Genomic DNA, 12,464 nt, shown 5'->3' with positions numbered 1-12,464 from the left:
GGTCAGGCGGCCGGGGCGCGGGAAAAGTCGGGAGAAGGGCAACTCACCTGTAAGCGTTTGCCTGAAAACAAAAAAGGCCTCTAGCGCAATGCTAGAGGCCTTTTTCGTGGCAACAGTTGGAATCGAACCAACGACACCAGCATTTTCAGTGCTGTGCTCTACCAACTGAGCTATGTTGCCGTTTCCCCGTAGCGGCTTTAGGTTGCTTTGGGGACCGCAAAGGTACGAATCCAAAACAATGACGCAAGAAATCGAGTAAAAAAAGTGTTGGCCGGGCAATAATTTCCGTGAAAGTATTCGGCATGCCGAGTATATTGCGTCCCCAATCGTTCCCACCTTACCTTTACCGCATGTTGCAATCTATTCTCTTCCTGCTACTGCTGGTAGCAGCTTTTGGCTTGTTCGCGTGGCAAGTCCGGAAAATACGCGCCAACATCCTCGTCGGGCGCGACCGTGACATGAGCGGCCACGCCGCCGAGCGGTTTCAGAAAACCCTGCTGGTAGCTTTTGGGCAGCAAAAAATGTTCAAGCGGATGACGCCCGCCCTGTTGCACCTGGTGGTGTACGTGGGCTTTCTGGTCATCAACATTGAGGTGATTGAAATTGTCATCGACGGGCTGTTTGGCAACATTTTCGGCTTTCACCGCGCCCTCAAGTTCCTCGGGCCGGTGTACGACGTGCTCATGGCCACCAATGAAGTCCTGGCCGCGCTGGTTATCATCGCGGTGGCTGCGTTCTGGTGGCGCCGCAACCGCAAGCCGCCGGTGAAACGCTTCAGCGGCGTGGAGCTGCGCGCCTGGCCCAAGCTCGATGCCAACATCATTCTCTACATCGAAGTGGCGCTGATGATGGCCCTGTTCTTCATGAATACCGCCGACTTGAAGCTGCACCAGCTGGAAGGCCAGGACCTGCCGGGCACTTTCCCCATCAGCAACCTGCTGGTGGGCCTGCTGCCCTCCAACGTGACTACGCTGCACATACTGGAGCGGTTGGGCTGGTGGCTGCACATCACGGGTATCTTTTTGTTTCTGAACTACCTGCCCAGCTCGAAGCACTTCCACATCATCCTGGCGTTCCCGAACGTGTGGTACTCGCGGCTGGTGCCGCAAGGGCAGTTTTCGAACGTGGACAGCATTACCAACGAGGTGAAGGCCATGATGGACCCCAGCTTTGTGGTGCCGCCCGCGCCTACGGCTCCCGATGGCTCGGCCCTGGCGCCTACGCCCTTTGGGGCCAAAGACGTGGAGGACCTGCCCTGGACCAACCTGCTGAATGCCTACTCCTGCACCGAGTGCGGCCGCTGCACCTCGGTGTGCCCGGCCAACCTGACGGGCAAGCTGCTCTCGCCGCGCAAAATCATCATGGACACGCGCGACCGGATGGAAGAGAAGTATAACTCGCCGCTCATCTTCCGTCCCAACGTGTACGGGGCAGAAGCCAAGCACGAGCCCGTGACCGACCTGATGGAAGCCACGCTGCTGCGCGGCAAGGTGACGCCCGAGGAGCTCTGGGCCTGCACCACCTGCAACGCCTGCGTGGAAAGCTGCCCCGTCAACATCAACCCCCTGGAAAGCATCATCGAGATGCGCCGCTTCCTGGTGCTGGAAGAATCGGCCGCGCCGAACTCGCTGAACGTGATGTTCTCCAACATCGAAAACAACGGCGCGCCGTGGGCTTTCTCGCCGTCGGACCGGTTTAACTGGGCCGATGACTTGTTTGCGGCCGAGAAGCCGGCGAAAGCGACGGTAGCTTAAGAATCGTCTGTCATGCTGACGAAGGAAGCATCTTATCACTGCCGCTTTCGTCTGGTTTACTAATTCACTGCGGCCCGGACGTGATAAGGTCCTTCGCTCCGCTCAGGATGACAACCGTGTCAATCCCTTCTTCTATGACTCCCGATACTCCCGCTAAAAAGCAAATCAATGTTCCCGTCATGGCCGATTTGGCGGCCCGCAACGAGTCGCCCGAAATCCTGTTCTGGGTGGGCTGCGCCGGCGCTTTCGATGACCGGTACAAGCGCGTGACCCGCGCTTTCGTGCGTATTCTCGACCACGTAGGCACCAGGTACGCGGTGCTGGGCCTGGAAGAAAGCTGCACCGGCGACCCCGCCAAGCGCGCCGGCAACGAGTTCCTGTTTCAGATGCAGGCCATGCAGAACATCACGACCCTGAACGGCTACGGCATCAGGAAAATCGTGACGGCCTGCCCGCACTGCTTCAACACCATCAAAAACGAGTACCCCGCGCTGGGCGGCGACTACGAAGTCATTCACCACAGCACCTACCTCCAGCAGCTCATCAACGAAGGCAAGGTGGGCGTGACCGGCGGCGAAAGCTTCAAAGGCCGCCGCATCACCTTCCACGATAGCTGCTACCTGGGCCGCGCCAATAACATTTACGAAGCCCCGCGCGAAGTGCTGGCCGCCCTCGATGCCGACTTGGTGGAGATGAAGCGCAGCCGCGCCAACGGCCTGTGCTGCGGCGCGGGTGGTGCCCAGATGTTTAAGGAGCCCGAGCCGGGCAGGAAGGACATCAACATCGAGCGCACCGAAGAGGCGCTGGCTACCCTCAGCGGCAAAGCCGATGCCCTGGCCAACCTGGGCGGCGTGGAAACGGAAACCGGCACGCCCGGCGCGCACGATTTGAAGGGCAGCATCATTGCCGTGGGCTGTCCCTTCTGCATGACCATGATGAACGACGGCGTAAAGAATAAGGACCAGGAAAACAACGTGCAGGTGTTCGACCTGGCCGAGCTGGTAGCCTCAGCCGAAGGCATCAACGCATAACTTTTCGCGGGCGACCCGACTTTTGGGGGCAAACGAAGGCAAGAAAAGCTACTTGACTTCGTTTGCCCCCATAACTTTGGGGCAATAGGCTGCCGCGCAAGCCGGTTTGTCTGCCTCTCCCCTGTCAGCTTCATGCCCTATGTACGTTGCCTTCGACCAGCTCCCGCCCGAAGCCCGGGTTTGGATTTACCAGGCCAGCCGGCCGCTCAGCGCCCCCGAAATTGTGTCGGTGATGCCGGCCCTGGCGCGCTTTGCCGAAGAGTGGACCAGCCACGGCCGCAGCCTGCTGGCCTCGGCCGAGTTTCTGCACCAGCATTTTCTGGTCATTGGGTTGGATGAAGGCGTGGCCGGCGCAAGCGGCTGTTCCATCGATTCGTCGGTGCGGTTTGTGGCGCAGCTGGAGCAGGCGCTGGGCGTGGCGCTGCTCGAAAAATCCCGGCTGGCTTTTTTGCAGAGCGGTACGGTTCAGACTGTGAAGCACACCGAGCTAAAAGCCGCCATAGCCGCCGGAACGGTACTCCCGGACACCTTTTATTTCGATAATACGGTAGCCACTAAGGCTGAATTGGATACCCACTGGCCCCGGCCAGCAGCCGAAACCTGGCTGGCCCGCTACTTCAGTCATGAAGAAAAAAAGCCGACGCTAGCATGAATCCTAGTTAAACGTAGTATTATTGCTAACCCAAAAATGCCTAGTCGGGAACTTTTCCCACTGCCCTCCCTCCCCACACCACCCCAATTTCACCTATGAGGAAACTATTATTCGTCTGCACTGCGGCTGGTTCTGTCGCGCTAATGAGCGGCTGCGCCACTTCAGGCGGCATGAGCAAAGGCGACAAGCAGTTCGCCCGTGGCCAATACGAGACGGCCATTCCCCTGTACCAGGCCGATGTGGCCAAGGGCAAAAACGCGGCCATCTCCAACTTCCGCATCGGCGAGGCTTACCGCCTCTCGAACCGGGTGGAAATGGCCGAGCCCTTTTATAAGGCAGCTATCGACGGCGGCGTGAAAAACGCCGACGCTGGCTTCCGCTACGCTGAAGCGCTGAAAGCCAACGGCAAGTACGACGAAGCCGCAGCCCAGTTTGCTACCTATGCCACCAACGGCGGCAACCGCACCCTGGCCGCCCGCGCCGAGGTGGAAGCCAAGAACGCCACGGCCAGCAAAGAAGTGGCCGCGATGAAAAACAAATACGACGTGATGCCCGTGGACGCGCTGAACTCGGCCGCTTCCGACTTTGGCGGCTCGATGGTGCCCGGCGGCGACTTCGTGTTCACCTCCGGCCGCGACGGCAAGAAGTACCTCGGCAACGGCGAGAACTTCAACCACCTCTACGCCATCAAGTTTGACGATGCCACGGCCATGACCGGCGGCACCGCCCGCAAGCTCGAAGGGCCCTTCAACAGCGAGAACAAGCACGAAGCCAGCGCCACCTACACGCCCGACGGCAAGACGATGGTGTTTGCCCGCTCGAACGATGGCAGCAAGAAAGGCTACCTGAGCGTGGACCTCTGGATTTCCTACAACAAAGGTGGTACCTGGAGCGAGCCCGTGCTCGCCAACATCAACGACCGTACGGCCGACGACTTCTCGCCGGCCTTCGCGCCCGATGGCACTACGCTGTACTTCTCCTCGAGCCGCAAAGGCGGCCAGGGCGGCAACGACCTGTACAAAGCCACCCTCGGCCCGAACGGCCGCTTCTCGCCCGCCGAAAACCTGGGCGAAAGCATCAACACTGCCGGTAACGAGAACTTCCCCGGCGTAGCGCCAGATGGCACGCTGTACTTCGCTTCGGACGGACGGCCCGGCGTGGGCAAGCTCGACTTGTTCATGGTGAAAGCCGGCAAGCCGGTGAACCTGGGTGCCGACGTGAACAGCCCCGCCGACGACTTCGCGCCTATTCCGATGGCCGGCGACATGGGCCTGTTCAGCTCGAACCGCGCCGGTGGCAAAGGTTCGGACGACGAGTACATGTTCAAGAAGAAGCCCCTCAAGCTGGTTACCTTCTATGCTGACGGCACCGTGGTGGAGCGCGACGACAAAGCCGGCACCACCACGCCAGCCGCGGGCGCTACCGTGACCGTAACCGGCCCCAATGGCGCCCCGCAGACCGTGACCACCGATGCCTCGGGCAAATTCAGCCTGAAGCTGGACTCGGTGAGCAACTACGCCTTCCGGGCCGAGCGCGCTGGTGACTTCGCCGCTCGTGCTTCGCTGAGCACCGTGGGCCGCAAGCCCAGCCAGGATGCCCTGCCCAACCTGACGAACGACATTCAGCTGCCGGTGACCCTGACGCTGAACAAAATCATCCTGGCCCGGGCCATCGAAATCAAAGACATTCTCTACGATTACAACAAATACGACATCCGTCCGGATGCCGCTATTCGCCTCGATACGCTGGTGCAGACGCTGGTGGACAACCCCAAAATCTCGGTTGAACTGAGCTCGCACACCGACTCGCGCGGTAAGGACGCCTACAACCTGAAGCTGTCGCAGCAGCGCGCTCAGGCTGCGGTTGACTACATCGTGAGCAAAGGCATCAGCAAGGCCCGCATCACGGCTAAAGGCTACGGCGAAACCCGTCCGCTGATTCCGAATGCGAAGACCGAAGAAGAATTCCAGCGCAACCGCCGCACGGAGTTCAAAGTGACGAAAGTCGCGAAGTAAGCTAAGCGTTTCGCCTGGTGAAAAAGCCCCCGCAGCTTCGGTTGCGGGGGCTTTTTGCTGGGCACTATTGTGCAAAAGCAGGAGGAAACGCGTGTCGTTGTCCACCTCGTTCAAACGTGGCACAGGTTTTGAAAATGGGTGAAATACCGGCCGGATTTAGTGGTCGGCACTTCATTCTTCAGCGCCATGAAAAAGGCCTTACTTTTCGCAATTGCCGGTTTGCTTACGGCTGTCCTTCCTGCCCTGGCTTACCCGCCCGCCCCGGCCAATGCCAACTTCTCGTCGGAGCGCGGCGTGCCGTTTGGGCTGGTGCTCGATGGCCGGCCCCTCACGCGGGGCATGGCCCGGCAGGTACACGTCGACCAGCTGGTGCCCGGCCTGCACTGGGCCGATTTCAGCGTGCCCACGGCGTATGGCGGGGCGGTGCGCTTCCGCAGCCGCGTGTGGCTGGAGCCCGGCCTCGAAACCACGTTTGTGCTGGTGGCGCGCCCCGGCCGGCAGCTGTATCTGCAGCAGGTGAATGCCGTGTCGCTGTATGGCGGCGGGCGCGGCTATGGCTACGGCAATGGGTACAACAACGGCTATGGCGGCCACTACAACAGCCCCGCGCCCTACCCCGCCCCGGCACCCGGCAGCTACGGCAATGCCCCCTACAACGGCAACAACCCGAACGGCAGCTACGACAATGGCGGTTATAACAACGCCCCGAACGGCGGCTATAACAACGCTCCCTATCCAAACAATGGCGGCTACAATGCCCCCAATAACGGCAATAACAGCCCCTACGGCAACAACCCGAACACGCCCAACGGAGGCGGCTACAACAACGGCCCCGGCAACGGTGCCGGCTACTACCCCGGCTCGGCCGTGAGCAGCTACCGCACGCTGGCCCCGCAGGACGTGACCGGCCTGGAGCAGACCATGAAGCAGCGCATTACGGAAGTGAGCAAGCTGAACGCGGCCAAAGACGGCCTGAAAGAGCGCAGCATTCAGGCCGACGACCTGAGCCGGCTGCTGCACGGCCTCAGCTCCGAAGCCTGCCGCATTGACTTAGCCAAGTTTGCCTACTCCCACGTTTCGGACCCGGAGAATTTTGACCGGGTGTATGATGCCTTCGAGACCGAAGCCGGGGCGCGGGCCGTGGAAGATGCCGTGAACGCAGCACCGCAGCGGTAGTTCGTTCTTTCGCCTGCGCAACAAAAAAGGCCGCTTCACAGCGGCCTTTTTTGTTGCAGCCCCAACGGCACTACCGGAGGCGGTCCATGCTGCGCACCAGTTGCTCGTCGCGGCGGATGAAGCGGTTGGCCAGCAGGTTGAGCAGCAGGGCCAGGGTGGGCAGGTAGAAGCCCATCAGGTACTGGCCTTCGAGCTTGAGGTTGAGCACCTGCTCGCCTTTGTTGGAGAAGTAGAACATGGCGCCCAGCGTGGCCACGATGAGCAATAAATTGACCGAGCCCAGCAAGAGCTGCTTGCTCCGGCTGCGAAACTGGAAGATTTCGAACGCGGCCACGGCGGCCGAGGCGGCGGCCAGCAGGCCAATGACCCAGACCGGGCCCTGGCCGGCCAGCGTGAGGCCCTGGGCCGTGAAGCCGAAGGCCGTGAGCGTGAGCTCCTGGTGCGTGAGGCCGTCGACTTTGTGCCAGAGGGGCAGCGCCAGGACGCTGAGCATGGCCAGCGCCAGCAGGAGTAAAAACACGCTTTGGATTCTTTGTATCATCTTTGTTGTAGTGTAGAAAAGGTCCGGATTGGTGCCGGGCCACAAATTTAGTCTCATCCGGCGCTTGCGCCGCCATTAGTTACATTCGAATGCCAACTGCTTATATCGTGGACGCGGTGCGTACCCCGATTGGAAAATTCGCGGGTGCTCTCAGCAGCGTCCGCCCCGATGATTTGGCCGCCCATGTTCTCCGCGAGCTCCTGCGCCGCAACCCATCCGTTGATAAAAACGACATCGAAGACGTCATCATTGGTGCTGCCAACCAGGCCGGCGAGGACAACCGCAACGTGGCCCGCATGGCGGCGCTGCTGGCCGGCCTGCCCATCACGGTACCCGGCGTGACGGTGAACCGCCTCTGCGCCTCGGGCCTGCAAAGCATCACGGATGCCGCGCGGGCCATTATGGCGGGCGAGGGCGACGTGTACCTGGCCGGCGGGGCCGAGAGCATGACCCGTGCCCCGTTCGTGATGGCTAAGTCGGAGTCGGCCTTCGGGCGCGAGCTCACGGCCCACGACACCACGCTGGGCTGGCGCTTCATCAACCCGCGCCTGAGCAAGCTGCACTACCCGTATGCCATGGGCCAGACGGCCGAGAACGTGGCCGCGCAGTACGGCGTGACGCGTCTGGAGCAGGACACCTTCGCCTTCGAGAGCCAGCGCAAGTATGCGCGGGCGCTGGAGAAAGGCCGCTTCCGCAAGGAGATTGTGCCGGTGTTCATCCCGAATCCGAAGGGCGACACCGCCTTGTTTGATGCCGACGAGCAGCCGCGCTTCTCGTCCATCGAGAAGCTGGGCACGCTCAAGCCAGCCTTCCAGCCCGAAGGTGGCACCGTGACGGCCGGCAACTCGGCGGGCATCAACGACGGGGCCGCCGCCGCCCTGGTGGTGAGCGAGGAGGCGCTGAAGAAATACAACCTCAAGCCTTTGGCGCGGGTGGTGGCCTCGGCCGTGGCCGGGGTGGACCCCTCGGTGATGGGCCTGGGCCCGATTCCGGCCACCCACAAGGTGCTGAAGCGCGCCGGCCTCACGCTGGCTGACATCGACCTGATTGAGCTGAACGAGGCGTTCGCGGCCCAGAGCATCGTGTGCATCCGGGAGCTGGGCCTCGACCCCGCCAAGGTGAACGTGAACGGCGGCAGCATTGCCATGGGCCACCCGCTGGGCAGCTCGGGGGCGCGCATTACGGCCACGCTGCTGCACGAGATGCACCGGCGCGGCGAAGGCATGCGCTACGGCCTGGCCGTGATGTGCGTGGGCGTGGGCCAGGGCGCGGCCGTGATTTACGAGAAGCTGTAGGAAGGCAATCTAACCGCGCTGTCCTAATAAAAGAACGTCATGCCGAGCGACTGCGCTGGGACATGACGTTCTTGTTTTCTGGTCAGGCCACCAGCCATTCCCTGCAGCGACTTGAGAAACTGCGCCGCGCTGGTATCTTGGGCAGCCCGGCCGCGGCGGCGCGGGCACCTCCTTTCCACCTTTCACGCCTTTACCCGGATGAAACACCTCTCCGCAACTACCAACAAACTCTTGAGCCTCGCCCGGCGCGGGGCGCTGCTGCTGGCCCTGGGCGCGGCCGGGCCGGTGGCCTGGGGACAGGGCTTCAGCCCAATGGTAGCGTACCCGACCGGACCGTCGGCGGTCAATCCGGAAGGCTTGGCGGTAAGTGACCTGAATGGCGACGGGCGGGTTGATATCGTAACCGCTAATGCCGGCTCCGCCACGGTCAGCGTACTGATGGGCCTGGCCGGCGGCGGGTTTGGCACCGCCACCACGTACTCCGCAGGCGGTGCCGGCGTTCCCTTCGATGTAGCCATCGGCGATGTGAGCGGCGACGGCCGGCCTGATATTGTGGTGCCCAATAGCGGCCAGGGGGCCATTGGCGTGTTGCTGGGCCGCGCCAGTGGCGGCTTTGCGCCCGCCACCACCTACGCGCTGGGCATCAACCTCGTTCCCACCAGCGTAGCGCTGGGCGATGTGACCGGCGACGGCCGGCTGGATATCGTGGCCGTTATCAACGGCAATGCTGCGGGCATCTGCGTGCTGGCCGGCCAGGCTAGTGGCGGCTTTGCGGCCCCCAACATCTATTCTACCGGAGCTTTTAGCTACCCGAGCTCGGTCGAGCTGGGCGATGTCAATGGCGACGGCCGGCTGGATGCGGCCATCAACATTCAGGGATTTAATACGGTCGGCATCTTGCTGGGCCAGGCGGGGGGCGGCCTGGGCACCCTCAGCACCTACCCGATTGGGTTCAGCAACGTCACCATTCTGGGCCTGGCCATTGGCGACGTGAACGGCGACGGCCGGCCCGACATCGTCACGGGCCTGCACTCCATCAACCTGATAGGGGTACTACTGGGGCAGGCCGGCGGAGGGTTTGCACCGCCGCTCACCTACAACTCCAATAGCCGGGGGCCGATTATTGAAACAATAGCCGACGTCAACAGCGATGGCCGTCTGGACATCGTAGAAGCCAATTTTTTCGGCGATAATGTTGGGGTGCTGCTGTCACAAGCCAATCAGCCGAGCCTTTTTGCATCGGCTCAAAGCTATGCAACCGGCCTGAACAGCATGCCTTCGGGCGTGGTGGCCAGCGACGTGAACAACGATGGTCGGGTGGACATTGTGGTGGCCAATGCCGGCACCAACACGGTAGGCGTTTTGCTGAATACCGGCAATTTTACGCTGGCCACCGCCCCCACGGCCGCCGCCGAGGTTGCGCTCTATCCCAACCCCGCCCAAGACGCCTTCACCGTACAACTGCCCGCCGGCCTCGTGCCCACTCAGGCCGAACTGCTCGATGCCCTGGGCCAGGTGGTGCGCCGCCCGGCCATAGGCAGTGGCAGCTTTCAGGTTGAAACCAGCGGGCTGGCCCCCGGCCTCTACACCCTGCGCCTGCGGGCCGGCGGCACCGCCTTAGCCAAGCGTGTGGTGGTGGAGTAGCGCGGACTTTTCCATTTTCCTTTCCAGCGATGAAACACCTCTCCGCAACTACAAACAAACTCTTGAGCCTCGCCCGGCGCGGGGCGCTGCTGCTGGCCCTGGGCGCGGCCGGGCCGGCGGCCTGGGGGCAGAGCTTCGGGTCGGTAACTAATTATGCACTTGTCGCCTCAACGACCCCTCTGTATAATATTCCTGAAGGGGTGAGGCTAGGCGATATAAATAGGGATGGCCGTGTAGATATTGTTATAGGCTCCTATAGTCATCCGAAAGTGCAGATACTGCTCGGACAGGCAGGGGGTTTTGCAACGGCCATTACTTACGCTACTGCAACGACAACCCCCATAACAATTGCATTGGGTGATGTGAACGGAGATGGCTGGCTCGATATTGTTGGCGGTAGTTATACCAGTATCGTTTCGGTACTGCTGGGGCAGCTCGGTGGCACGTTTGGAGCCGCCGCGAATTATTCTACGGCAGCCAACTCGGTGACCCTGGGTGATGCCAATGGGGATGGTCGGCTGGACCTGGTTACGACCAACGGCAACCAGACGAATGCCAGCAATGCAACCGTGTCGGTGCTGCTGGGGCTATCGGGCGGTGGCTTTGGCCCCCGAACCGAATACGCAACCGGGCAGCGTCCCAACAGCGTGGCCGTAGGCGACTTGAACGGCGACGGTCGCCCCGATTTGGCAACCAGCAATTACTACGACAACACCGTATCGGTGCTGCTGGGGCTGCCCGGTGGGGGCTATGCACCTCATGCCGACTACCCGGTGGGCACCTTTCCCAGCTGCCTCGCGCTGGGAGACCTGAACGGCGACGGACGCCTGGACGTCGTCACCACTACCACCGACAGAACCAACAGTACCGGCATCGCCTCCGTGTTGCTGGGAGGCGCAAGCGGCTTGGGCACGAAAACGGATTACGCCGTCGGGGCATCGCCCAACGGCATCGCCCTAGGCGATGTCAACGGTGATGGGCGGCTTGACATCATCACCAGCAATTACATAGGTAACTCTATTTCGGCACTCCTTCGCCTGCCCGCTGGCGGATTCGGGCCCAAAGCCGACTTTGCCATTAGCTCTTCTCCCAACGGCGTGGCGCTGGGGGACATCAATGGTGATGGACGCCCCGACATCGTCACGGCAAGCAACCTACTTAACGCCGCATCGGTCCTCCTCAACACCGGCACCTATACGCCCCTGGCCACCGCCCCCACCGCCGCCGCCGAGGTTGCGCTCTATCCCAATCCCGCCCACGACACTTTCCGTGTGCAGCTGCCGGCCGGCCTCGTGCCCACTCAGGCCGAACTGCTCGATGCCCTGGGCCAGGTGGTGCGCCGCCCGGCCATAGGCAGTAGCAGCTTTCGGGTTGAAACCAGCGGGCTGGCCCCCGGCCTCTACACCCTGCGCCTGCGGGCCGGCGGCACCGCCCTGGCCCGCCGCGTGGTGGTGGAGTAGCGCGGACTTCTAGTCCGCGAGTAAATCCCCTTAGTTCATTGCCCTCGCGGACTGAAAGTCCGCGCTACGTGGGCCGTACTTTTGCGGGCCATGCGGTATTTCCTCCACCTCGCCTACGATGGCACCCGATACTGCGGCTGGCAGATTCAGCCCCACCAGCTCACCGTGCAGGCCGAGCTCGACCGCTGCCTCACGCAGGTGCTGCGCCGGCCCACCTACTGCCTCGGCAGCGGCCGCACCGATACGGGCGTGCACGCCAGCCACCAGGTAGCCCACTTCGACGCCGACCTGCCCGAGACCCTCCCGCTCGACGTGCTGCTCTACCGCCTGCGCCGCGCCCTGCCCCCCGATATCGGGGCCCTGCGCCTGCACCCCGTGCCCGATGAGGCCCACGCCCGCTTCTCGGCCGAGGAACGCACCTACGACTACTGTGTGGTGACCCAGCCCGACCCCTTCCGCCGCGACCAGGCCCTGTTCGTGGACCGCCCCCTCGACGTGGCGGCCATGAACGAGGCGGCCGGCTATATGCTGGGGCAGTTCGATTTCACGGCCTTCTCCAAGGTGAAGGGCGGCGAAAACCACTACGTGTGCTACTGCACCGAGGCTGGCTGGCACGCGGCACCGGGCGGCTGGGTGTTTCGCATCCGGGCCAACCGCTTTGTGCGGGGCATGGTGCGGCTGGTGGTGGGCACCCTGCTCGACGTGGGCCGGGGCAAGCTTACGCCGCGCGAGTTTCAGCAGGTGCTGTGGGCGCAGCAGCGCGTGGATGCCGGCAGCGCGGCCCCGGCAAAGGGCCTGTTTCTGAGCCGGGTGGAATACGAACCGGGAATTGTGCCACTGGTGTAGCAGCCTTTTAGGAAATCGCCCGGTCTTGGCGCTAGCTTGCGGATACCGGG

At 62.4% G+C, this 12,464-nt stretch carries 10 protein-coding genes and 1 tRNA gene; 9 read left to right on the top strand and 2 right to left on the bottom strand.

What is annotated here, in order from left to right; genetic code table 11:
- Positions 1-107: 107 nt before the first annotated feature.
- A tRNA-Phe gene (locus ACYVHT_RS05035) sits at positions 108-180 on the bottom strand.
- A gap of 170 nt (positions 181-350) precedes the next feature.
- Between ACYVHT_RS05035 and ACYVHT_RS05030 the strand changes: the two genes are divergently transcribed.
- The 5 genes from ACYVHT_RS05030 (at position 351) to ACYVHT_RS05010 (ending at position 6,628) form a co-directional block, all read left to right on the top strand.
- Positions 351-1,754 carry a (Fe-S)-binding protein gene (locus tag ACYVHT_RS05030; protein WP_460548612.1) on the top strand — a complete coding sequence of 468 codons (1,404 nt, stop codon included), beginning with the start codon at positions 351-353 and terminating at the stop codon, positions 1,752-1,754.
- A 179-nt stretch (positions 1,755-1,933) separates the two neighbouring features.
- Positions 1,934-2,785, top strand: a complete 852-nt coding sequence (locus ACYVHT_RS05025) for a (Fe-S)-binding protein (RefSeq protein WP_460549063.1) — start codon at positions 1,934-1,936, stop codon at positions 2,783-2,785.
- 139 nt (positions 2,786-2,924) lie between these two features.
- Positions 2,925-3,437 (top strand): hypothetical protein, encoded by a 513-nt coding sequence (locus ACYVHT_RS05020; RefSeq protein ID WP_460548610.1) that lies wholly within the window; start codon positions 2,925-2,927, stop codon positions 3,435-3,437.
- Between the two features lie 95 nt (positions 3,438-3,532).
- Positions 3,533-5,452, top strand: coding sequence for an OmpA family protein (locus ACYVHT_RS05015; RefSeq protein ID WP_460548607.1), 1,920 nt, complete (start codon positions 3,533-3,535; stop codon positions 5,450-5,452).
- A 186-nt stretch (positions 5,453-5,638) separates the two neighbouring features.
- On the top strand, positions 5,639-6,628 hold the full coding sequence (locus ACYVHT_RS05010; RefSeq protein WP_460548605.1) for a DUF4476 domain-containing protein: 990 nt from the start codon (positions 5,639-5,641) through the stop codon (positions 6,626-6,628).
- Between the two features lie 70 nt (positions 6,629-6,698).
- Here ACYVHT_RS05010 and ACYVHT_RS05005 read toward each other — a convergent pair whose 3' ends face one another.
- Complete coding sequence (locus ACYVHT_RS05005) at positions 6,699-7,169, bottom strand: DUF4293 family protein (RefSeq protein ID WP_460548603.1); 471 nt, start codon at positions 7,167-7,169, stop codon at positions 6,699-6,701.
- An 89-nt stretch (positions 7,170-7,258) separates the two neighbouring features.
- On the opposite strand from ACYVHT_RS05005, the gene ACYVHT_RS05000 reads away from it, so the two are divergent.
- The 4 genes from ACYVHT_RS05000 (at position 7,259) to truA (ending at position 12,414) form a co-directional block, all read left to right on the top strand.
- On the top strand, positions 7,259-8,464 hold the full coding sequence (locus ACYVHT_RS05000) for a thiolase family protein (protein ID WP_460548601.1): 1,206 nt from the start codon (positions 7,259-7,261) through the stop codon (positions 8,462-8,464).
- 198 nt (positions 8,465-8,662) lie between these two features.
- Entirely contained in the window at positions 8,663-10,108 is a 1,446-nt protein-coding gene (locus ACYVHT_RS04995; RefSeq protein WP_460548599.1) for an FG-GAP-like repeat-containing protein, read from the top strand.
- Positions 10,109-10,137: 29 nt separating this feature from the next.
- Positions 10,138-11,568: a T9SS type A sorting domain-containing protein gene (locus ACYVHT_RS04990; protein ID WP_460548597.1), complete on the top strand. Its 1,431-nt coding sequence runs from the start codon at positions 10,138-10,140 to the stop codon at positions 11,566-11,568.
- A gap of 90 nt (positions 11,569-11,658) precedes the next feature.
- Entirely contained in the window at positions 11,659-12,414 is a 756-nt protein-coding gene (gene truA, locus ACYVHT_RS04985; RefSeq protein WP_460548595.1) for a tRNA pseudouridine(38-40) synthase TruA, read from the top strand.
- The last annotated feature ends 50 nt before the right edge of the window (positions 12,415-12,464 follow it).

This window comes from Hymenobacter daeguensis (genome assembly GCF_054780555.1).
Note: the sequence above shows the minus strand (reverse complement) of the source record. Positions and strands in the feature narration are given on the sequence as shown.

What these genes read in the sequence shown, in the direction of transcription:
- ACYVHT_RS05025 (WP_460549063.1), top strand. Translation starts at nt 1,934, where the DNA reads ATGGCCGATTTGGCGGCCCGCAACGAGTCGCCCGAAATCCTGTTCTGG.
- ACYVHT_RS04995 (WP_460548599.1), top strand. Translation starts at nt 8,663, where the DNA reads ATGAAACACCTCTCCGCAACTACCAACAAACTCTTGAGCCTCGCCCGG.
- ACYVHT_RS05020 (WP_460548610.1), top strand. Translation starts at nt 2,925, where the DNA reads ATGTACGTTGCCTTCGACCAGCTCCCGCCCGAAGCCCGGGTTTGGATT.
- ACYVHT_RS05010 (WP_460548605.1), top strand. Translation starts at nt 5,639, where the DNA reads ATGAAAAAGGCCTTACTTTTCGCAATTGCCGGTTTGCTTACGGCTGTC.
- ACYVHT_RS05015 (WP_460548607.1), top strand. Translation starts at nt 3,533, where the DNA reads ATGAGGAAACTATTATTCGTCTGCACTGCGGCTGGTTCTGTCGCGCTA.
- truA (WP_460548595.1), top strand. Translation starts at nt 11,659, where the DNA reads ATGCGGTATTTCCTCCACCTCGCCTACGATGGCACCCGATACTGCGGC.
- ACYVHT_RS05005 (WP_460548603.1), bottom strand. Translation starts at nt 7,169, where the DNA reads ATGATACAAAGAATCCAAAGCGTGTTTTTACTCCTGCTGGCGCTGGCC.
- ACYVHT_RS05000 (WP_460548601.1), top strand. Translation starts at nt 7,259, where the DNA reads ATGCCAACTGCTTATATCGTGGACGCGGTGCGTACCCCGATTGGAAAA.
- ACYVHT_RS04990 (WP_460548597.1), top strand. Translation starts at nt 10,138, where the DNA reads ATGAAACACCTCTCCGCAACTACAAACAAACTCTTGAGCCTCGCCCGG.
- ACYVHT_RS05030 (WP_460548612.1), top strand. Translation starts at nt 351, where the DNA reads ATGTTGCAATCTATTCTCTTCCTGCTACTGCTGGTAGCAGCTTTTGGC.